A 19,924-nucleotide genomic window follows, 5' to 3' on the forward strand; every position below is an offset into this window, starting at 1 on the left:
TGAATAACTTGGGGATTTTTTTATGCTTATAATTTACGTAATATGTACAATGTACCAAGTATTCGGTGTTTTTAGTAACTATACGTATTACTTGAAACTTATAACTCAAAACTTAAAACTTCTAGTTTCTAAATTCAGACTTTGTAATTCGCAATAGGGATTGCAGAGGAAATCCTTTATAAACAATTCTATTTACACTTAAGAACATATTTACTTGTTTGGAAAGATTGTAACGGAAAGCCTGGCCAGAAGGGATTGCCCAAATAGAAATTATTTTTATAAAAAAATCCAAAACTTAGATGCTTTGGATTCTAATAATTCTTTTTTGAACAGATCTAATATTTATTAAGTTCTTTTTCGAATTCTTCTAAATATTTTGCTAAATGTATTCCGTCTACAAAGCCATGATTTGCTTCTACAGAAATGGGCATATACATTTTATCTTTGTCCTTATAAGCTTTTCCAAAGATTATTCGTGGAATAGATTCTTTAGTTCCGTAATTTGTAGGCTGTATTAGTCCTGTAAATCTTGTCCAAGGCATAGTAGAATGTCTTACAAGTCCTTCTGTAATATCTTCATTTTTTATGTGTAAACCAACAGAGTTTTCTACACTTGCTATTTGTTCTTTTAATTGTTTATTGAATACTTCGAAGTCTTGAGTGAAATTCATTAAAGCAAATCCAAAAGTTCCATCTTTTCGTCCAATTGTTGTTCCACAATCTAAATGATCATATAAATAGATTTTATCATCTTCAATTCTGTATTTAAATTCTTGTACATTATTTTCTGCTTGCATAGAGCAAAATAGATATAGAGCAAAAAACGAAATTTGATTTGACTTAGAAAATTTAAAAGCTTTAGTACATTCTACTTCTGCAACAATACCAACATACGGATTATCCATATTAGAGAACATATTGTAATGTTCTTGTCGGTTCCAACCTTCAGGATTAAAAACTTTTCTCATACTGCAAAAGTAAAATAGATGAATAAAGAATGTAAATTTTTTTCATTAAATTTAAGAATCTAAGTTAAAAATTATGAAACAAGAGAATAGTATTGATTTGTTAGTTGGTTGTTATACGGAAGAAAATGAGAATTCTGGTTTAGCTTTCTATAAATTTAATCTCGTGACTGGAAATGCTATTTTTGTGAATGATTATAAAATTAATAATCCTTCTTATTTTACAAAGAATGCTGACGGTACAATTATATATGTTGTCTCTGAAGAAGAAGATAAATATGAAAGTGCTGTATCTGCTATAAAACTAGATAAAAGCAAAGGAAATTTTACGTTATTGAATTCTGTTTCTACAAAAGGAGCTGCTCCTTGTTATATATCCATAGATAATGAAAATAAATATTTGGTAACAGCGAATTATTTAGGAGGAAGTATTTCAGTTTTTAAACTACAGGAAAATGGTAAAATAGAAGATTTAATTCAACAAATAAAATTTGATGAAGAAAGTATACATCAAGAAAGACAAAATCAGTCACATTTGCATTGTGTAGTTTATTCACCATCTTATAATCATTTATTCGCTACAGATTTGGGTGGAGATAAGATTTATAAATTTGATATCAATAAAGATACTGATGATTATTTGACACCATCAGAAAATTATTTAACAGAAATTGAAGAAGGATCAGGACCAAGACATTTAATTTTTAGTGAGAATAAGTTTGCATATTTGATTAGTGAGCTGAGTGGAGAAGTAAAAGTTTTTGATTTTTTGAATGAAAATCTTTTAGAAAAACAAACTGTAGTTTCTCAGTATAACAATGCGGAAGGAAGTGCTGATATACAAATTCATCCGAATGGAAAATATTTATATACGTCGAATAGATTAGAGGATGATGGTTTAACTATTTTTAAAATAGATCAAAATTCAGGATTACTTACTTCTATTGGTTATCAGGAAACAGCTTTGCATCCTCGTAATTTTGTGATTTCTCCTAATGGTAAATATTTATTGGTTGCTTCTAAAGATTCTCATATTATTCAAGTTTTTGAAATTGATAATACAACAGGATTATTAACAAATATTAATAGTGATATTGAAATTGATTTACCAGTTTGTATAAAATTTATTTAATAATGAATATATTTTACATGTCTAATCTTTAATATCATTCTCTTTTTTCCATTTTCTTATTCTGGCTCTAGCATTTGTATATGGAGATGAAGTATTGAACTGTATCATTCGCCCTAATGTCCATTTTTCATACCAGGCTATTTCATATAAATCCTGATTAGATTTTGAATTGATTATATTAATAATGTCAGTAACTATTTTATCTAATTTAGTATTTAGTTCTAAATAGTTATAATTTTGATAATCAATATAAAATTTTTGAGCTAGTTTACCTAATTCATTCCATTTGTAACCTTCTTCAGGAAAAGAAACAGGTAACCCTTGCTCTTTTTTATAAATCCATTTTAAAACCAATTCTCCCCAACCAATAAGGTAGGAAAGAAGATTATTTATACTCATGACTGTCCCTTTTGAATGACCTTCTAATTCTTTTATAGAAGTTAATTCTGATGGAATTGTAATTAATTCTTTTTTTAGTTTGCTATAATTTAATGTAATAGCTTTTATTAATTCTTCTTTATTTACTGGTACAGCCATAATTGATCATTTAAGTTATTAAAAATAGAAAAAGTGTATAATAAAATTGGCATAATTTTTTATGAATCAATAATTAAACATAAAAAGAATGAAGAAAATAATCTTAACTACTACTTATTTTTTATTAGTGAGTTTTACTGCTTGTGGGCAAAATAAATCAAAAGATAATGAATCTTTTAACTTATCTAAGATTGAAAATTCGGAAGAACTTAATTTAAGTGATTATCAAAAACAACAAATAAAAAAAATAAACCAAGAAATAGGACCTAAGTTTGAGCAAATAGGTAGAGATAATTCATTGTCTGGATATGAAAAAGGGAACAAAAAAAGAGAGTTAGCAAAAGAACATAAAACTCAAATTTTTAATGTCTTAACTAGTACTCAAAAGAAAATATGGATTGATAAGTACGGTAATAATCGAAAATCTATAAAAGATAATATAACAGATCATATTGATGATCAATTAAATATTTTAGAAAAAAAATATAAGGCAGATAAAAAAGAAATAGAAAAAGATAATTCTTTAACGAAAGAAGAAAAAAAACAGAAAAAAAATCAATTAGAAGATAAATTTAAGAATGATAAAGAGCAATTAAAATTTGAGAAAAATTCTAAAAACAGCGATTTATTAAAAGGTTCGTAATTAGATTATTTAAACAGTATCATAAAACAATATGATATTTATTTATCATATTGTTTTTATATATAAAACTATTTGTTGATTAATTTTTTTCCAAAGCAGACAGCTTTATCATTACCTATATAATTACCATAGTTTTCAATTTTTTGATAACCATTTTTTAAGTAGAATTGACAAGCTTCATGATTTAATTTTCTTGTTTCTAGCCAAATTTTAGTATAATCAAGAGATTTTGCTTTTTCTTCTAAATAGTTCAATATAATTTCTCCAATTCCTTTTCTAGGATATTTTGCATACATTCTTTTTAATTCTGCAATTTCATTGGAAATAGGACGAAATGCACCACAGCCAACAATTTCATTATTGATGTAAACCTTTATAAAAATAGATTTTTTACATTCGTTATCCCAATCGATAAAAGAATTTTTACCACTACTACCAAATCTTTGCTCTAATTCATTAGAAAGTAATTCTATAAGAGGTATAACTTCATAATCTGTAGGAGAGGTTTCTATAATTTTAATATTCATTTTAGTGTAAAAATTTCAATTTTAACTAATTTACGCCATTCCTCCGTTAATACCTATATTTTGACCAGTAATCCATTGTGCATCATCTTTTGCTAGGAATAAGATAAGAGGTATAATATCTTCTACATTTCCTATTCTATTGAATGCAGATAGACTAGCAATTTTATCAATTAACTCATCTGATTTTCCTTTTAGAAATAATTCTGTATTCATTGGTCCAGGAAGAACAGAGTTTACAGTAATTCCTCTATGTCCAATTTCTTTTGCAAATATTCTTGTCATTTGCTCTACGGCAGATTTTGTGGCTGAATAGATAGAATATGCAGGCATAGCTAATTTGGAAGTAGAGCTAGATATATTAATAATACGTCCATTGTCTTCTAGTTTTTTAGCAGCTATTTTCATCATTAGAAAAACACTTTTTACATTTGTATTAAACTGTTGGTCAAATTCTTCTTCAGAAAAATCTTTTAAAGGTTTTGTTATCATAATTCCTGCATTATTAATTATAATATCTATTTTCCCAAAATGTGTTATAGTTGTATCAAAAAGATGATTAATTTCTCTACTATTCCCAACATTTGCTTTTATAGCGATAGCATTTCCTCCATTATTATTTATTTTGTCAACAACATCATTTGCTTCTTTTTCGTTAGAATTATAGTTGATTATGACGTTAGCACCTTGCTTTGCAAATTCTATGGCAGTATTTTTTCCTAATCCTCTAGAGGAACCTGTTATAATTACAGTTTTATCTTTTAAATAACTCATTTTTAAAATTTTATATTAATGTAAAGTTATGAGAAATAAAATCTATAAAAGTGGTGAAGGTTTCAGAATTTATATTTTATTTAAAACTATTTTTCTATACAAAGATGGTGTTTCACCTGTATGTTTTTTAAAGTATTTTGTGAAATTTGTAGGTTCAAAAGTTAATAGTTTAGCAATTTCTACAATTTTGAGTTCGCTGTTGCTTAATAATTTCTTTGCTACATTAATCGTTTTTTCATTACAAATATCACAAGGAGATTTTCCTGTTTTTTCTTTTATTGTATTACTAAGATGAATGGGATGAATATTCATAATATTTGCTAAATCTTTTATACCTAAATATTCTTCTTCTTCTCCATTTATTATTTTATCTAAATGATTGTCTAGTATATAAAGAAACTCTTTTGTTATTTCTTCAGGTCTTTTAAGAGTTTCTTTTTCATTTAAATTTTTCATTTTTTTTATTCTTTTTCAGCTAATTCTTTTAATTTTTTATTCATTTCGATGAATCCATTTTTCGTTTTTTCAGGATTGAATAATCCTACAAAAATTCCATTGAAAATTTCAGATTGTTTAAAAGTTACAGAACCATCCATATTATCTGTAAGCTCAAATTTATGTTTTCCATCAAATAAACCACTAAAAATAAATTTACCTAACCAACTTAGTTCTTTATTTTCTATTCTAGAAAGTACTGTTGGTTTAAATGTCATTCCTTGTCCGTTAGTAGGTTGAATATGAACAACTAATTTACTACCTATTTCTGCTTTTCCTGTTATAGAAGTCATAAAAGGATTCCAAACAGGAAAATTTTTGAAATCTATAAGGATAGACCAAATTTTTTCTGGAGTAGAATAAATTTTAATTTCTGATTTAATTTCTTTTGTCATGATGATTGAGTTTTAATTAATCTCTTTTTTTCTATAACAAAGTTCTTTAAGATATAAATAAATTGGCTTGATAAAAATCAAGAAATTAATCAATTTGCTTTTTTCTTATTCTACTAAATGTTTCTGGAGTCATACCAAGCATAGAAGCAATATAATTTAATGGAACATGATTGAATAATTCTTTGTTATTTTCAAAAAAAGAAATATATCGTTCCTCTGCTGTCATAGATAAATGACTAAAAATTCTATCTTCAAGTGTTGTAAAACAATGTACAATAAATAATTTTTCTAATTCATTCCATTGTTTTACAATTTTATTAAGTTTTTCATATTCTTTCTTCTCTATAGTATAAATCACAGTTTCTGTAAGAGCTTGTATTGTCCAGCGAGCAGGTTTATCAAAAATAAAACTAGAAAGGTCTGTCACGAAATAACCTTTAGGAGAAATCCATTGTGTTATTTCTTTATTTTCTGTTTCTAAAAAAATTCTTAAATAACCAGATTGAATAAAACTTAGTCGATTACACTTTTTATTTGTTTCGAGAAAAAAATCTCCTTTATTTAGTTTCTCTATTTTAAATAAGGAAGTAATGGATTTTAGTTCATCATTATTTAAAACTCCAAAATAAGATTTTATACTGTATTCTAATTCTGTTAAGTTTTTATCTTCCATTGTATTTTTTTTGAGATAGTAATTTAAGCTTTTTTATTATTTAATCTTAGAATATATTATATGAAATATGAATTAGCTATTTGTAATTAGTTGTAAATTGTAATAAAATATAGAGCCAATGAAAATAGCATTTTTTTCATCTAAACCTTATGATGAATTATTTTTTAGAAAAGAGAATGAAAAATATAATTTCGAACTAAATTTTTTTGATACTAATTTAAGTTCTCATTTAGTAAATGCATTAGAAGATGAAATAGCTATTTGTGTTTTTGTGAATGATATAGTAGATAGAAATGTTATAAAAATACTAGCGAAGAAGGGAGTTAAAATAATTGCACTGCGTTGTGCTGGTTTTAATAATGTAGATTTAGAAGCAGCAAAAGAATATGGAATAAAAGTTTGTCGTGTTCCTGCCTATTCTCCTGAAGCTGTAGCAGAGCATACATTAGCAATGTTACTTACATTGAATAGAAAAACGCATAAAGCTTATAATAGAGTTAGAGAGCAAAATTTTTCTTTGAATGGTTTATTAGGATTTAATATTCATAAAAAAACTGTTGGCGTAATAGGAACAGGAAAGATAGGAAAAGCTTTTATAGATTTGATGAAAGGATTTGATTGTAAAATATTAGCTTATGATTTATATCCAGATAAAGATTTAGAAAATTCAGGAGTAAATTATGTTGGTTTAGATACATTATTTAAAGAATCTGATATTATTTCATTGCATTGTCCTCTTACTCCAGAAAATAAATATCTTATCAATAAAGCTACAATAGCTATTATGAAAGATGGCGTTACAATTATTAATACAAGTCGTGGAGGATTGATAAATACGATTGATGCAATAGAAGCACTTAAAGAACATAAAATAGGATATCTAGGTATTGATGTTTATGAACAAGAAGAAAAACTATTTTTTCAAGATTTATCAGCAGAGATTATTCAAGATGATACAATTCAACGTTTAATGAGTTTTCCAAATGTTTTAGTAACAGCTCATCAAGCATTTTTTACACAAGAAGCTCTAGAACAAATATCAGAAATTACTCTGCGTAGCATTTCAGATATAACAACAAAGGGAAAAACAGAGGAAATAGTGATGTTGTAAAATTAAAATTCAGCAATTCGAATTTCATTTCGATTAAGTATTAGAAAACCATTTATTTCTAAAGCTTTTAATAATCGAGAAATAACAACTCTAGAAGTATTAAGTTCATAAGCAATTTCCTGATGGGTTTTGTTTATGAATTTACTTTTATTGATGGATGCAATATCTAATAAATATTTTTTAAGCCTATCACTCATCGTATTAAATGCAATATTATCTATTGTTTCTAACATTTCATCTAGTCGATTATTATAACTATTTAAAATGAACTTTCTCCAACTTTTATATTTGGCTAACCATTCATCCATTTTTACTGATGGAAGCATTACTAGTTCTCCATCTGTTTCGGCAACAGCTCTTATTTTACTTTGTTTATTTTCTAAACAACAATCAATAGTTAAAGAGCAAGTATTTCCTCTTTCTAAAAAATAAAGTAATAATTCTCCATGATCAAAATCTTCTCTCATTATTTTTATTGCACCACTTAATAAGATAGGAATACCATTAATATTTTCATCAATATCTATAATGATATCATTTTGATGAAATCTTTTTAGCAATCCTAATTCTTCAAATTCATTTAATAATTCGTTATCAAAAAGATTTGGATAAACAATTTTTATTTTATCTTTTATCATTGCTTAATGAGGGATATATTTTTTAATTATACCATATAGATATGTACCTAATAAAGCTCCTAAAATAACAATTAGTATAGAGTAAACACCACTTCCTAATAATACAAATAGAGGTCCTGGACAAGCACCAACAAGTGCCCAACCTAAACCAAATAATATACCGCCAACAAGATATCTAGTGATAGAATATTTTTTATTTTCGATTATTATTTTTTCTCCATCAATATTTTTTAATTTCTTCTTTTTTATAAGTTGTACTCCAATTAAACCTACAACTAATGCAGAACCAATAAAGCCATACATATGGAAGGATTGAAACATAAACATTTCATATATTCTAAACCAAGAGGCAGTTTCCGATTTATACATTGTTATTCCAAAAAGAACACCTAATAATATGTAAATAATATTTTTCATAATTTTTTAAAATATTAAAGGAAATAAAATATGAACCATGAACAATCCACCAATAAAAAAACCAATAACAGCAATAAGAGAAGGTAATTGTAAATTACTTAATCCAGATATAGCATGCCCAGAAGTACACCCGCCAGCATATCTAGTTCCAAAACCAATTAGCAGCCCACCAATAAACAATAATACAATATTTTTGAAAGACATTTCATTAAAAATCTCTGTAGGGAAATAAGATTTTCCAGCACTTTTAAAACCAATTTTATATAGGTCATCTATCGTATCTTCTGAAATAGTAGGAATTTGATTTTGAGATAGAAAATGTACAGAGATATAACCTCCTATAATAGAGCCAAAAAGAAAAAGTAAATTCCATTTTTGTTTTTTCCAATCAAATCGAAAAAAATCACAAGATTTTCCAGCACCAAATGCCGAGCATATTGTTCTAAAATTAGAAGAAAACCCAAAAATTTTACCAAGAAAAATTAATATTAACATTATTATTGCTATGATAGGACCTCCAAAATACCAAGGCCAAGGTTTTAAAATATAGTCCATATTTCAGATTGTTTATATTTTCAAATATTATACAATTTATTGATTTCTTTAGTAACGAATGTTACATATACTTTTTTATAAAAAACTGTTTCATTAAAATTTATAAAATCAAAAAAATAAATACATTTGATAAATAGAGAAAATGAAAATGATAAAAATTGCAATTTTTGGAGACATACATGGTAATTTACCAGCTTTGGAAACGGTTTTAAATGATATAGAAGTAAGAGGTATAAAACAAAAATACTGTTTAGGAGATTTAGTAGATTTTGCTCCTTGGGGAAATGAAGTGATAGATAAAATAAAAAAACTTAATATTTCTTGTATTATGGGAAATCATGATGAAAGAATAGGACGTGATTTACCAATTATTCCAATAGCAAGACACTCTGAAATAGAAACAGAAGCGAGATTTATAGCAATTAATCATTCAAAAAAAACAATAACAGCAGACAATAAACAATTTTTAGCAGAATTACCATTTCATATAAAATTAAATTATATAATAGGACAAAAACATTGGAATATACAATTGGTTCATGCAAGTATCGATAGTAATACCAATTACATTTATGAATCAGAAGATGATGAGATATTCAACGCAATGTTTACCGAATCAAAAGCTGATATTATTTTTATGGGACATACTCACCTTTCTTATATAAAACAAATAGAAGATAAATGGGCTGTAAATACAGGTTCAGTAGGTCGTTCTAGAGAAGAAAATAGATTAGCATCTTATGCAATATTAACTTTAACAGAGGAAAAATTAGAAACTGAAATAATACAGTTAACCTATCCGATTGATAAAGTTGTAGAGGCAATAGAAAATAGTGAAATACCAAATTACTATGCTCATTTTTTATTAAACAAAGCTTAATTTATAAAAATATACTTTACTATTTAATCAATTTAAATATGAGAAAAATACAACAAGTATTATTTGCTTTTTTATTTATAATTCAAATTCATGGGCAAGTAACCAATGAAAATAAAGCACGTATTATTATTTTAGCAACAGGAGGTACAATTGCAGGTTCTGGAGAATCTTCAACGAAATCAGCCTATACTGCAGGAAAAGTACCTATTGATAATTTGTTAAATGCAGTTCCAGAAATGTACAAATATGCAGATATAAAAGGAGAACAAATAGCACAAATAGGAAGTCAGGATATGAATATAGAAACTTGGCTAAAACTAAGTAATCGTATTAATCAAATTTTTGAAAATAATGAAGCAGACGGAGTTGTTGTTACTCATGGAACAGATACACAAGAAGAAACAGCTTATTTTTTATCACTTACAATTAATTCTAAAAAACCAGTTGTTTTAGTTGGAGCTATGCGACCAGCTACAGCAATGAGCCAGGATGGTAATAAAAATTTACTAGATGCTGTTATGGTTGCTTCGTCTCCAGAAAGTAAAGAAATAGGAGTTGTAACAGCAATGAATGAAGAAATTTTTGCAGCACGAGATGTTACAAAAACAATTACAACAAGCACAGCAACATTTCAATCAAGAAATTTTGGTCCTATTGGACTTATATATGATGGAAAAGTAAGTTATTACTATAAAACACTTAGAAATCCAGCTAAAAAATTTAATGTAAAAGAACTTAAAACATTACCATTAGTAGAAATAATATACGGTTATGCTGATGCAAAACCTTCTGCAATTATTGCAGCACAAAAAGATAGAGCTGTAGGAATAGTATATGCAGGAATGGGTAACGGAAATTTTAATGCCCCTGTAGGAAAAGCTTTAGAGAGTGCTTCTAAGGATGGTATTATAATTTGTCGTTCATCAAGAACCGGAGGAGGAAGGGTAACATTATATAACGAAGTAGATGATAAAGCACTTGGATTTATAGTAGCAGATGATTTAAATCCCCAAAAAGCTAGAATTTTATTGATGTTAGCATTAACAGAAACAAAAGATAAAACAAAGATTCAAGATATGTTTTTTAACTATTAAAATGATTTGGGCAATCATTTCGTGCCGTGATTTCCATTTAATCACTATCACAAACTAAAATAAAAAAAGGTTGATAAAGTTTTATCCTGTCAACCTTTTTTATTTAAAATAGGTTTGGGTTGTATTTCTTGATTTATACTATCATTTTGGTACTTATTCCAATTCTATTCCAGGCATTTATTGTAATTATAGCCATTATAATCTCGGCAATTTCGTTTTCATTGAATACATTTTTAGCTAACATATAAGTTTCATCACTTAATCCATTTTCATTAATTAATGTAATTTCTTCTGTCATAGCTAAAATTATTTGTTCCTCTTTAGTATATAAAGACGTTTCTCTCCAAACACTTAATAAAAATATGCGTTGATGTGTTTCACCTAATTTTAAAGCATCAGAGCTGTGCATATTTATACAGAAAGCACAACCATTTATTTGAGAAGCTCTAATTCGTATCAATTCAAAAAAAATATTTGGTAAAGAAGAACTTTGTAAATAATTTTCTAATCCGCAGATTGCATCATATGCTTTAGGTGAAATTTTCTCTATATCAATTCTTTTGTTCATTTTATCTCTTTTTTATGAGACAAACTTATAAAAGTTATTTTGTGAAAAACTTAAACTAGTTTAAGAACGAGTTTTATTTTTTATTTCACTAAGATATTCTGGTGTCATATTTAAATAAGAAGCTAGCATTCTTTGGGGTACTCTATTTGTAAATTCAGGAAATTGATTATTGAAATGATGATAAAATTGTTCCCTAGAAAAGTCAGATAAAAATTTTGATCTTAATTGTAGTGCACCATATGCTTTTTGATAAATTAATCTAAAATAACGTTCAAATTGAGGGAATTTTTTCAATAATTCTTCTTGATTATGATAATCGATTTTTAAAACAATTGATTTTTCTATACTTTGAATAGTAAATGAAGTGTTTTCTTTACTCTCAAAAGCTAAATAATCAGTAATCCACCAATTTTCTATTGCAAACTGGACCGTTTGCTCTGTACCTTTTTCATCAATGAAAAACATTCTTAAACAACCTTTCAATACAAAATAATGAGAGTTACATTTCTTATTTTGTTCTAATAAAAATTCTTTTTTATTGATTGTTTTTTCTTTGAAAAAAGACAGAATATTAGTTTCATCTTTAGAATCTATTTCTATATATTTTTTAAAATGGTTTAGGATATTGAGGAGCATATTAATGAAGTATAGATTTATATATTATTTGATAAATATAAAAACAAAAAAATCTCCTAAGAAAATAATTGCTTAGGAGATTTAGTATATTATTTAATGAATCTTTTTTTAATCATTCAATTTAAGAACAGCTAAAAATGCAGACTGAGGAACTTCTACACGACCAATTTGACGCATTTTTTTCTTACCAGCCTTTTGTTTTTCTAATAATTTACGTTTACGAGAGATATCACCACCATAACATTTTGCAGTTACATCTTTACGTAAAGCTTTAATTGTTTCACGAGCAATGATTTTAGCTCCAATAGCTGCCTGAATTGGAATATCAAATTGTTGACGAGGAATTAATTCACGTAATTTCTCACACATTTTTTTACCAATTGTATAAGCATTATCAACATGGATTAAGGCAGATAAAGCATCTACAACTTCACCATTAATCATAATATCAACTTTTACTAATTTTGAGGCTTTCATTCCTGAAGGCGCATAATCAAAAGAAGCATAACCTTTTGAAATAGATTTTAAACGATCATAAAAATCAAAAACAACTTCAGCTAAAGGCATATTAAATATCATTTCAACACGATGTTGTGTTAGATAATTTTGAGATTGTAATTCACCACGTTTTTCTATACATAAACTCATAACTGGTCCTACGAACTCAGATTTAGTAATGATAGCAGCTCTAATATATGGCTCTTCAACACGATTTAATCCAGAAGGATCAGGTAACTCAGAAGGATTATGAACAGGAATCATTTTTTCTGGATCCTTTTCTAAATAAGCTTCATAAGATACGTTAGGAACCGTTGTAATTACAGTCATATTGAACTCACGTTCTAAACGCTCTTGAACGATTTCTAAATGTAACATTCCTAAGAATCCACATCGGAAACCAAAACCTAAGGCAGCAGAAGATTCTGCTTCAAAAGTTAAAGAAGCATCATTTAAACGTAATTTTTCAATAGAAGCACGTAAATCTTCATAATCTTCAGTATCTACAGGATAAATACCAGCGAATACCATTGGTTTTACTTCTTCGAAACCATCAATAGCACTTTCAGCAGGATTATCAACTAGAGTAATTGTATCACCTACTTTTACCTCAGAAGCATCTTTAATACCTGAAATAATATACCCAACATCTCCTGTTTTTATAACAGGTTTTTCTACTTGGTTTAATTTTAAAGTTCCAATTTCATCAGCACCATATTTTTTATTAGTAGCCATGAATTTTACTTGTTGTCCTTTTTTGATTTGTCCATTTACAACTTTGTAAAAAGCTTCAATACCACGGAATGGATTATAAACAGAATCAAAAATTAATGCTTGTAGTGGAGCTTCTGGATCTCCTTGTGGAGCAGGTATTTTTTCGATTATTGTGTGTAATAAATCTAAAACACCTTCACCTGTTTTTCCAGAGCAACGTAAAACGTCTTCAGGATCGCATCCTAAAAGATCTACAATATCGTCTGTTACTTCTTCAGGATTAGCAGAAGGTAAATCGATTTTATTCAATACAGGAATAATTTCTAAATCATTTTCTAAAGCTAAATAAAGATTAGAAATAGTTTGAGCTTGTATGCTTTGTGCCGCATCAACAATTAACAAAGCTCCTTCACATGCAGCAATTGAACGAGAAACCTCGTATGAAAAATCTACGTGACCAGGAGTGTCAATAAGATTTAAAATATATTTTTCACCATCTTTTTCATATTCCATTTGGATGGCGTGCGATTTTATTGTTATTCCACGTTCGCGTTCCAAATCCATATCGTCTAAAGTTTGATTTTGTAACTCACGATCGGAAATCGTATTTGTTACTTGCAATAAACGATCGGCCAAAGTACTCTTACCATGGTCAATATGGGCGATAATACAGAAATTACGGATGTTCTTCATATTCTATTTTCGAATAGGCAAAAATAATCTTTTCCTTTCCATACTACAAGTTTTTTAAAAAATAAAGTAATATTTTAAAAAGAAACTATTTTAATGAAGGTTTCACTTCCAGTATATATCTATAATTTTCGTACTTTCTATCATTTATTGCAGGTCTTATATATAAACCTTTTGTTGCATAATCATTTAAAATAGTTTCAATTCTTTCTAAATATTCCTTAGAAATAGTTGGATCACTACCTGAAGCATAACTAAACATTGAAATTTTCCAATCTTTCATTATAGTGAAATATAGTGTTAAGTCAGAATTTACTTGACTTTCTAATTTTTCAAATTTTTTAGTTTTTCTTAAATCTTCCCATAGTTTATCAGAAAAACATTGAGATAATTCTTCGTTTGTTTTTAAAATTTCACATCCAGGATATATAGGAAATTTGAAATTTTCTTGTGTATATGTGGGTAAGTATAGAGAGACAATAAGAAAGAATGAAATATTATTACTCATATAAATAGTTTTAAATCAGTAATTTAATTATTTATTTTGAGAAATAAAAAAAATAATTATACATTTGTCATTGAAAAACAAAAGTTTAACAATTAATACCGAAGACATAAAATGTTCAAAGATTACACATATCAGACTTCAGCTATTGCAAATGATTTTGCAATGAGTGTTCTTCGTGCATTTATTTTTTAGAAAAATAACTTCTATATTATATCATAGCCCGAAGGAACTCTCTTCGGGTTTTTTTATGTAATAAAATTTCCTGATGAAATGATTGATAAGAACAATTTTGTTCTAATAAAATCCTTTGTGTTCAATCAAAGAGATTTTTTAATTAATTATAAAAAAATAATGGGAAATAAAATCTCAGGAAAAGACTTTATTAAATTAGGTTTTCCGAAAAATAATTCAATAAATATTGTATTAGGACAAATACACAGATATAGAAAAAAAGAAAAAAAGCAAGCAATTTTAAACGAAGCGAAAGAAGTATTACTAAATCCTGAAAAATTTATGGGAGATGGAATATGGGGAAAAGTTGCTGAAGGTTTGATAAAACCAGTTGATGTTCGTTTACAAGAATTAAAAACAACTCGATCTCCATTTTCTATATTTGGTGAAAACGAAATAGATGAACAAGCAAAATTTCAATTATATGATGCTTTAAAATTACCAATTTCGGTAAAAGGAGCTTTAATGCCAGATGCTCATTCAGGTTATGGATTACCAATAGGAGGAGTTTTAGCTACAAATAATGCAGTTATTCCTTATGGTGTTGGTGTTGATATTGGTTGTAGAATGAGTTTATCTGTGTTTGATTTATCTGCAAGTTTTATGAAAGGAAAATCACATCAATTAGTTCAGGTTTTACAAGATCATACAAAATTTGGGATGTATGAAACACACAAAATAAAGGCTGATCATGAAATTTTTGAAGAGGCTATTTTTAATGAAATTCCAATACTTAAGAGTTTAAAAACAAAAGCCTTTCAGCAATTAGGTACTTCGGGAGGAGGAAATCATTTTGTGGAATTTGGAATTGTTAAGTTAGATGAGGTAAAACCTGAATGGAATTTAATTCCAGGAGAATATCTAGCAATTTTATCTCATAGTGGTTCAAGAGGTTTAGGTGCTAATATAGCTAAACATTATACATATTTGGCAACAAAACAATGTCCATTACCAAAACAAGTACAACATTTAGCTTGGTTAGATTTGGCTACACATGATGGGCAAGAATATTGGCAAGCCATGAATTTAGCTGGTAATTATGCGAAAGCTTGTCATGATGATATTCATCGCAGAATTGCAAAAGCATTAGGTAAAAGAATTGTTTTTAATATCGAAAATCACCACAATTTTGCATGGAAAGAATTGGTAGATGGAGAGGAAAGAATTGTTCATAGAAAAGGTGCTACACCAGCAGCGAAGGGAGTTTTAGGGATTATTCCAGGTTCTATGACTGCTGATGGTTATATTGTTGAAGGTTTAGGGAATGAGTTAAGTCTCAATTCAGCTTCGCATGGAGCAGGAAGAAAAATGTCTCGAGCAAAATGTAAATCAACAATTACAAAAAGTTTTATGAATTCTCAAATAAAAGATGCAGGAATTGAGTTGATTGGGGGAAGTGTTGATGAAGCTCCTTTTGCTTATAAGAATATAAAAACAGTAATGAGTTTACAAACAGAATTAGTCAAAGTTTTAGGAACATTTTCTCCTAAAATTGTTCGAATGGATAAATAAATATTATGATGAAAAAAATAATTCAGATTACATCTGGTAGAGGTCCTGCAGAATGCAATTTTGTTGTAACGAATGTTTTTAAAAGATTTCAAGAGGCTTGTACAGAAAATGATATTCAATTTTCTATTATAGAAAGAGAAATTGATAAGGATTTTAATTTAATCACTTCTATTATTTTAGAAGTTGAAGGAGAATCTTTGGACAACTTTTTAAATGATTGGATTGGAACAATTCTTTGGATTGGTAAAAGTCCATATAGAAAATTTCATCAACGAAAAAATTGGTTTATTGGTTGTTTTGAATTGGAGATACCAAAAGAAAATCAAATTAATTCTAATGAAATTGTTTATCAAACAATGAGGAGTTCTGGTAATGGAGGGCAAAATGTAAACAAAGTAAATTCGGCTGTTCGTGCAACTCACAAACGTTCTGGTATTTCGGTTGTTTCTATGGAGTCACGTTCGCAATATCAAAATAAGAAAATTGCTACAACTAGGTTATTATTAAAATTAGAAGAAGAGAATTCTAAACATTTGAAAAATTCGATCCAAGAAAAATGGATAAATCAAACTTCTATAGAAAGAGGAAATCCTGTAAAAATATTTCGTGGAGAAAAGTTTCTTTCAAGTTAATTAAAATAATGCGTTAGGGAATGAAGTGGAAATCCTTTTTTCATTAAAAAAAGATTATAACGGAATGTCCGACCGAATGGAACGCCCAAATTGTTTTTAAAAGCAAAATGCTGTTTTCATTTATATGAAACAGCATTTTTTTTGATTGAGCGTGTTAATTCTAAACCTTAATATAAATTTTATTTTTATTTAATAAATAAGCTAAAAACCAGAACAATACTAAAAAAATAAGTGAATAAATAAATGAACCTATTTCTGGTATTCCTGGAATTTTAGCACAAATATTTTGATAAAACCATCCGAATGGAGAAACATAATTGATTTCACCTTGTTCATTTTGTCCATTATTTATTCTTATTAATCCGAATAATCGAGGTAAAAGTCCACTGAGAACAAATATAAACAGCGGATTTTTTCCGAAAACATCAAAAAATTTCATCAAAATGTTTCTAATAGATAATATTTCAATAAACCAAATCATGGTAGCTATAGCAAGTATTGCAAGACCAGTTGTGTGGACAACATAGGAACTGCTCCATATTTTTTTGTTGTATGGAAATTCTAATTGCCAAAAATAGCCAATGATTAGCGCTATTGTTCCGATTGTAAATAGCCCAGCAACCAATCTATGATTAGGATAATCTGTTGTGGGAATAATTTTATTAAACCATTTAATATTACCTTGTTTTGTAATAAAATATCCAGCTAAGTAACCTAATAAAACTTGAGAAATCGTAGGAATTGTACTGTATAATCCTTCGGGATCAAAAGGAATACCTTCTCCTTTATAAATGTGTGCTAATCCTAATATTTGATGATCTAATTTTGCTCCATAAAAACCATCAATAGAATAAGGATTGTTCCCTCCTAAAATAATTGTTGTTAACCAGTAAATGATAAGAATTATGATTGAAATCCAAAGTACTTTTTTAGGTTTAAAATAAAACGCAATAATAGAAGCAAAAAAGTAAGCAATTGCAATTCGTTGTAATACTCCCATTATTCGAATTCCGTTTTCATCAGATTCTTTCCAAGCTTTGAAAATTAAATGATTATTATCCCATTTAAAAAAAGGAAACCAATTAAGAAATAAACCAATTAGAAAAATAATAATAGTTCGTTTAATTACTTTCTGCCAAAACATAGTTTGGGATGATTTTTGCATTCTAGGAATTACAAATGCCATAGCATTTCCTACAGCAAAAAGGAAAAAAGGAAAAACTAAATCAGTAGGCGTACATCCATTCCATACTGCATGCTGTAGAGGAGTAAACATAAAAGACCATGTTCCTGGATTGTTAACTAATATCATTAACGCAACAGTCGCTCCGCGAAAAACATCTAAAGAATAGTATCTAACTTGATTCATTTTGATTTTTAATAGGGTAAATATAATTATTTTTTTATATTTTAATATATTAACCTTGTTTTTTTAAGGGGTTGTTTGATAAAAATTATATCTTTACTCAAAAATGTAACAAATCTTTTTAAGATGAGAATTGAGTCAGATTTATTAGGAGAACTTCAAATTCCAAAAAATGCTTATTATGGTGTTCAAACCCAAAGAGCGATTAACAACTTCAAAATTTCTAACAATTATTTATCACAGTATCCAGAATTTGTAAAAGCACTAGGAATAATAAAATCAGGTGCAGCAAAGGCAAATTATGAATTAGGAATATTATCCTTAGAATTATATGAAGCAATAACTTTTGCTTCAAATGAATTAATTCAAGGAAAATATCTTGATGAATTTCCTATTGATATGATTCAAGGAGGAGCAGGAACTTCAACCAACATGAATGCGAATGAAGTTATTGCAAATATAGCTTTAGAATATTTAGGAAAAGAAAAGGGAGAATACCAATATTGTTCACCGAATGATCATGTAAACTTATCTCAGTCAACAAATGATGCTTATCCATCTGCACTGAAATTAGCTTTATATAATATGAATAAACCTTTAGTTGAGGCACTTATCAAATTACATAGATCTTTTGAGAAAAAAGCGAGAACGTTTGATGATGTAATAAAAATGGGACGAACACAATTACAAGATGCCGTTCCAATGACATTAGGTCAAGAGTTTGATGGTTTTGCTAATGGATTACAAAAAGAAGTGGAAAATCTAGAAAGAGTTTCTAAAGATTTTTTAACGGTAAATATGGGAGCTACAGCAATAGGAACTGGATTAAATGCTATTCCAGGATATGCACAACTTTGTACAAAAAGTATTGCTGAAATCATGAGAGAAGATGTTACTTTGGCAGATAATTTAGTTGCTGCAACATCAGATGCAAGTGCTTTTGTAGATTATTCTTCTGCATTAAAACGTCTTTGTGTAAAATTATCAAAAATTTGTAACGATTTACGCTTATTAACATCAGGACCAAGAACTGGTTTGTTCGAAATTAATTTACCACCAAAGCAACCGGGTTCATCAATTATGCCAGGAAAAGTAAATCCTGTAATTCCAGAAGTTGTCAATCAAGTATGTTTCAAGGTAATTGGGAATGATACAACAATCACAATGGCTGCAGAAGCAGGGCAGTTACAATTAAATGTTATGGAACCAGTAATTGGTTTTTCTATCATGGAATCTATTATTTATCTTACCAATGCAATGGATACTTTGCGTGTAGAATGTATTGATGGGATTACTGCAAATGCAGAACATCTTAAAAAAGAAGTTTTAAATAGTATAGGAATTGTTACAGCTCTTAATCCATATATTGGCTATAAAGTTAGTACAAAAATTGCCAAGGAAGCATTAGAAACAGGAGGAAGTGTTTATCAACTGGTTTTAGATCATGGTTTATTGTCTAAAGAAAGATTAGATGAAATATTGAATCCAAATAATATGTTAGGTCCACATTTATAAAAATATAAAAATTTAAAAAATCGGTTGAATATCATTCAACCGATTTTTTTATGATTTGATTAAAATATTATTTTAATGAATTATATTTTTTGGGCAATCCCTTCGGGCCAGGCTTTTCGTTTCAATCTTTCCAAACAAGTAAATAAGTTCTTAAATGTAAATAGAATTGTTTGCAAAGGATTTCCACTTCAATCCCTATTGCGAATTACGAAGTTAGAATT

23 protein-coding genes are annotated in these 19,924 nt (G+C 27.8%); 8 read left to right on the forward strand and 15 right to left on the reverse strand.

The features are described 5' to 3' along the window. Positions 1 to 335 precede the first annotated feature (335 nt). Positions 336 to 968: a CatA-like O-acetyltransferase gene (locus tag RT575_RS11380; RefSeq protein WP_313580946.1), complete on the reverse strand. Its 633-nt coding sequence runs from the start codon at positions 966 to 968 to the stop codon at positions 336 to 338. Positions 969 to 1,041: 73 nt separating this feature from the next. On the opposite strand from RT575_RS11380, the gene RT575_RS11385 reads away from it, so the two are divergent. Beyond that, entirely contained in the window at positions 1,042 to 2,097 is a 1,056-nt protein-coding gene (locus RT575_RS11385; protein ID WP_313580948.1) for a lactonase family protein, read from the forward strand. A gap of 21 nt (positions 2,098 to 2,118) precedes the next feature. On the opposite strand, the gene RT575_RS11390 is transcribed toward RT575_RS11385, so the two are convergent. Next, entirely contained in the window at positions 2,119 to 2,634 is a 516-nt protein-coding gene (locus RT575_RS11390; protein WP_313580950.1) for a ClbS/DfsB family four-helix bundle protein, read from the reverse strand. 88 nt (positions 2,635 to 2,722) lie between these two features. On the opposite strand from RT575_RS11390, the gene RT575_RS11395 reads away from it, so the two are divergent. Next, on the forward strand, positions 2,723 to 3,277 hold the full coding sequence (locus RT575_RS11395; protein WP_313386217.1) for a hypothetical protein: 555 nt from the start codon (positions 2,723 to 2,725) through the stop codon (positions 3,275 to 3,277). 68 nt (positions 3,278 to 3,345) lie between these two features. Here the strand turns inward: RT575_RS11395 and RT575_RS11400 are convergent, their stop codons facing one another. The 5 genes from RT575_RS11400 to RT575_RS11420 all read right to left on the reverse strand — a co-directional run bounded on the left by RT575_RS11400 (position 3,346) and on the right by RT575_RS11420 (position 6,138). Continuing rightward, a complete protein-coding gene (locus RT575_RS11400) occupies positions 3,346 to 3,804 on the reverse strand; it encodes a GNAT family N-acetyltransferase (protein ID WP_313580952.1) in 459 nt (152 codons plus the stop codon). A gap of 30 nt (positions 3,805 to 3,834) precedes the next feature. Further along, positions 3,835 to 4,575, reverse strand: coding sequence for an SDR family oxidoreductase (locus RT575_RS11405; RefSeq protein WP_313580954.1), 741 nt, complete (start codon positions 4,573 to 4,575; stop codon positions 3,835 to 3,837). A 69-nt stretch (positions 4,576 to 4,644) separates the two neighbouring features. After that, complete coding sequence (locus RT575_RS11410) at positions 4,645 to 5,031, reverse strand: AraC family transcriptional regulator (RefSeq protein WP_313386214.1); 387 nt, start codon at positions 5,029 to 5,031, stop codon at positions 4,645 to 4,647. A 5-nt stretch (positions 5,032 to 5,036) separates the two neighbouring features. Further along, positions 5,037 to 5,465: an SRPBCC domain-containing protein gene (locus RT575_RS11415; RefSeq protein ID WP_313580956.1), complete on the reverse strand. Its 429-nt coding sequence runs from the start codon at positions 5,463 to 5,465 to the stop codon at positions 5,037 to 5,039. An 85-nt stretch (positions 5,466 to 5,550) separates the two neighbouring features. Further along, entirely contained in the window at positions 5,551 to 6,138 is a 588-nt protein-coding gene (locus tag RT575_RS11420; RefSeq protein WP_313580958.1) for a Crp/Fnr family transcriptional regulator, read from the reverse strand. A gap of 118 nt (positions 6,139 to 6,256) precedes the next feature. On the opposite strand from RT575_RS11420, the gene RT575_RS11425 reads away from it, so the two are divergent. Continuing rightward, entirely contained in the window at positions 6,257 to 7,249 is a 993-nt protein-coding gene (locus tag RT575_RS11425) for a 2-hydroxyacid dehydrogenase (RefSeq protein WP_313580960.1), read from the forward strand. A gap of 2 nt (positions 7,250 to 7,251) precedes the next feature. Here the strand turns inward: RT575_RS11425 and RT575_RS11430 are convergent, their stop codons facing one another. Genes RT575_RS11430 through RT575_RS11440 form a run of 3 tightly spaced genes read right to left on the reverse strand, consistent with a single transcriptional unit; the run spans position 7,252 to position 8,859 of the window. Beyond that, a complete protein-coding gene (locus RT575_RS11430) occupies positions 7,252 to 7,887 on the reverse strand; it encodes a Crp/Fnr family transcriptional regulator (protein WP_313386210.1) in 636 nt (211 codons plus the stop codon). A gap of 3 nt (positions 7,888 to 7,890) precedes the next feature. After that, positions 7,891 to 8,304, reverse strand: coding sequence for a DUF6691 family protein (locus RT575_RS11435; protein WP_313580962.1), 414 nt, complete (start codon positions 8,302 to 8,304; stop codon positions 7,891 to 7,893). Positions 8,305 to 8,310: 6 nt separating this feature from the next. Continuing rightward, complete coding sequence (locus tag RT575_RS11440) at positions 8,311 to 8,859, reverse strand: YeeE/YedE thiosulfate transporter family protein (protein WP_313580964.1); 549 nt, start codon at positions 8,857 to 8,859, stop codon at positions 8,311 to 8,313. A gap of 142 nt (positions 8,860 to 9,001) precedes the next feature. On the opposite strand from RT575_RS11440, the gene RT575_RS11445 reads away from it, so the two are divergent. Beyond that, on the forward strand, positions 9,002 to 9,739 hold the full coding sequence (locus RT575_RS11445) for a metallophosphoesterase family protein (RefSeq protein ID WP_313580966.1): 738 nt from the start codon (positions 9,002 to 9,004) through the stop codon (positions 9,737 to 9,739). Between the two features lie 38 nt (positions 9,740 to 9,777). Continuing rightward, positions 9,778 to 10,833 carry a type II asparaginase gene (locus RT575_RS11450; RefSeq protein ID WP_313580968.1) on the forward strand — a complete coding sequence of 352 codons (1,056 nt, stop codon included), beginning with the start codon at positions 9,778 to 9,780 and terminating at the stop codon, positions 10,831 to 10,833. A gap of 133 nt (positions 10,834 to 10,966) precedes the next feature. Here RT575_RS11450 and RT575_RS11455 read toward each other — a convergent pair whose 3' ends face one another. From RT575_RS11455 to RT575_RS11470, 4 genes are all read right to left on the reverse strand, one after another. Continuing rightward, a complete protein-coding gene (locus RT575_RS11455) occupies positions 10,967 to 11,401 on the reverse strand; it encodes a carboxymuconolactone decarboxylase family protein (RefSeq protein ID WP_313580970.1) in 435 nt (144 codons plus the stop codon). A gap of 60 nt (positions 11,402 to 11,461) precedes the next feature. Then, positions 11,462 to 12,037 carry a Crp/Fnr family transcriptional regulator gene (locus RT575_RS11460; RefSeq protein WP_313580971.1) on the reverse strand — a complete coding sequence of 192 codons (576 nt, stop codon included), beginning with the start codon at positions 12,035 to 12,037 and terminating at the stop codon, positions 11,462 to 11,464. Positions 12,038 to 12,145: 108 nt separating this feature from the next. Continuing rightward, entirely contained in the window at positions 12,146 to 13,942 is a 1,797-nt protein-coding gene (gene lepA / locus RT575_RS11465) for a translation elongation factor 4 (RefSeq protein WP_313386202.1), read from the reverse strand. Between the two features lie 85 nt (positions 13,943 to 14,027). Beyond that, positions 14,028 to 14,447 carry a hypothetical protein gene (locus RT575_RS11470; RefSeq protein WP_313580972.1) on the reverse strand — a complete coding sequence of 140 codons (420 nt, stop codon included), beginning with the start codon at positions 14,445 to 14,447 and terminating at the stop codon, positions 14,028 to 14,030. Between the two features lie 351 nt (positions 14,448 to 14,798). Between RT575_RS11470 and RT575_RS11475 the strand changes: the two genes are divergently transcribed. Both RT575_RS11475 and prfH read left to right on the forward strand, forming a co-directional pair. After that, complete coding sequence (locus tag RT575_RS11475) at positions 14,799 to 16,190, forward strand: RtcB family protein (RefSeq protein ID WP_313580974.1); 1,392 nt, start codon at positions 14,799 to 14,801, stop codon at positions 16,188 to 16,190. Between the two features lie 5 nt (positions 16,191 to 16,195). Continuing rightward, the gene (gene prfH, locus RT575_RS11480) at positions 16,196 to 16,822 is read left to right on the forward strand and encodes a peptide chain release factor H (RefSeq protein WP_313580976.1); all 627 of its coding nucleotides are present in this window, start codon (positions 16,196 to 16,198) and stop codon (positions 16,820 to 16,822) included. A 160-nt stretch (positions 16,823 to 16,982) separates the two neighbouring features. On the opposite strand, the gene RT575_RS11485 is transcribed toward prfH, so the two are convergent. Continuing rightward, a complete protein-coding gene (locus RT575_RS11485) occupies positions 16,983 to 18,191 on the reverse strand; it encodes a DUF5009 domain-containing protein (protein WP_313580978.1) in 1,209 nt (402 codons plus the stop codon). Positions 18,192 to 18,314: 123 nt separating this feature from the next. On the opposite strand from RT575_RS11485, the gene aspA reads away from it, so the two are divergent. Continuing rightward, on the forward strand, positions 18,315 to 19,703 hold the full coding sequence (gene aspA, locus RT575_RS11490; protein ID WP_313580979.1) for an aspartate ammonia-lyase: 1,389 nt from the start codon (positions 18,315 to 18,317) through the stop codon (positions 19,701 to 19,703). Positions 19,704 to 19,924 lie beyond the last annotated feature (221 nt).

The sequence above is a fragment of the Chishuiella sp. genome, from assembly GCF_032109125.1.
Classification (GTDB): domain Bacteria; phylum Bacteroidota; class Bacteroidia; order Flavobacteriales; family Weeksellaceae; genus Empedobacter.

Bases quoted from the DNA above. Each gene is read 5' to 3' on its own strand.
- RT575_RS11380 (WP_313580946.1), bottom strand. From the start codon at position 968: ATGAGAAAAGTTTTTAATCCTGAAGGTTGGAACCGACAAGAACATTAC.
- RT575_RS11385 (WP_313580948.1), top strand. From the start codon at position 1,042: ATGAAACAAGAGAATAGTATTGATTTGTTAGTTGGTTGTTATACGGAA.
- RT575_RS11390 (WP_313580950.1), bottom strand. From the start codon at position 2,634: ATGGCTGTACCAGTAAATAAAGAAGAATTAATAAAAGCTATTACATTA.
- RT575_RS11395 (WP_313386217.1), top strand. From the start codon at position 2,723: ATGAAGAAAATAATCTTAACTACTACTTATTTTTTATTAGTGAGTTTT.
- RT575_RS11400 (WP_313580952.1), bottom strand. From the start codon at position 3,804: ATGAATATTAAAATTATAGAAACCTCTCCTACAGATTATGAAGTTATA.
- RT575_RS11405 (WP_313580954.1), bottom strand. From the start codon at position 4,575: ATGAGTTATTTAAAAGATAAAACTGTAATTATAACAGGTTCCTCTAGA.
- RT575_RS11410 (WP_313386214.1), bottom strand. From the start codon at position 5,031: ATGAAAAATTTAAATGAAAAAGAAACTCTTAAAAGACCTGAAGAAATA.
- RT575_RS11415 (WP_313580956.1), bottom strand. From the start codon at position 5,465: ATGACAAAAGAAATTAAATCAGAAATTAAAATTTATTCTACTCCAGAA.
- RT575_RS11420 (WP_313580958.1), bottom strand. From the start codon at position 6,138: ATGGAAGATAAAAACTTAACAGAATTAGAATACAGTATAAAATCTTAT.
- RT575_RS11425 (WP_313580960.1), top strand. From the start codon at position 6,257: ATGAAAATAGCATTTTTTTCATCTAAACCTTATGATGAATTATTTTTT.
- RT575_RS11430 (WP_313386210.1), bottom strand. From the start codon at position 7,887: ATGATAAAAGATAAAATAAAAATTGTTTATCCAAATCTTTTTGATAAC.
- RT575_RS11435 (WP_313580962.1), bottom strand. From the start codon at position 8,304: ATGAAAAATATTATTTACATATTATTAGGTGTTCTTTTTGGAATAACA.
- RT575_RS11440 (WP_313580964.1), bottom strand. From the start codon at position 8,859: ATGGACTATATTTTAAAACCTTGGCCTTGGTATTTTGGAGGTCCTATC.
- RT575_RS11445 (WP_313580966.1), top strand. From the start codon at position 9,002: ATGAAAATGATAAAAATTGCAATTTTTGGAGACATACATGGTAATTTA.
- RT575_RS11450 (WP_313580968.1), top strand. From the start codon at position 9,778: ATGAGAAAAATACAACAAGTATTATTTGCTTTTTTATTTATAATTCAA.
- RT575_RS11455 (WP_313580970.1), bottom strand. From the start codon at position 11,401: ATGAACAAAAGAATTGATATAGAGAAAATTTCACCTAAAGCATATGAT.
- RT575_RS11460 (WP_313580971.1), bottom strand. From the start codon at position 12,037: ATGCTCCTCAATATCCTAAACCATTTTAAAAAATATATAGAAATAGAT.
- lepA (WP_313386202.1), bottom strand. From the start codon at position 13,942: ATGAAGAACATCCGTAATTTCTGTATTATCGCCCATATTGACCATGGT.
- RT575_RS11470 (WP_313580972.1), bottom strand. From the start codon at position 14,447: ATGAGTAATAATATTTCATTCTTTCTTATTGTCTCTCTATACTTACCC.
- RT575_RS11475 (WP_313580974.1), top strand. From the start codon at position 14,799: ATGGGAAATAAAATCTCAGGAAAAGACTTTATTAAATTAGGTTTTCCG.
- prfH (WP_313580976.1), top strand. From the start codon at position 16,196: ATGATGAAAAAAATAATTCAGATTACATCTGGTAGAGGTCCTGCAGAA.
- RT575_RS11485 (WP_313580978.1), bottom strand. From the start codon at position 18,191: ATGAATCAAGTTAGATACTATTCTTTAGATGTTTTTCGCGGAGCGACT.
- aspA (WP_313580979.1), top strand. From the start codon at position 18,315: ATGAGAATTGAGTCAGATTTATTAGGAGAACTTCAAATTCCAAAAAAT.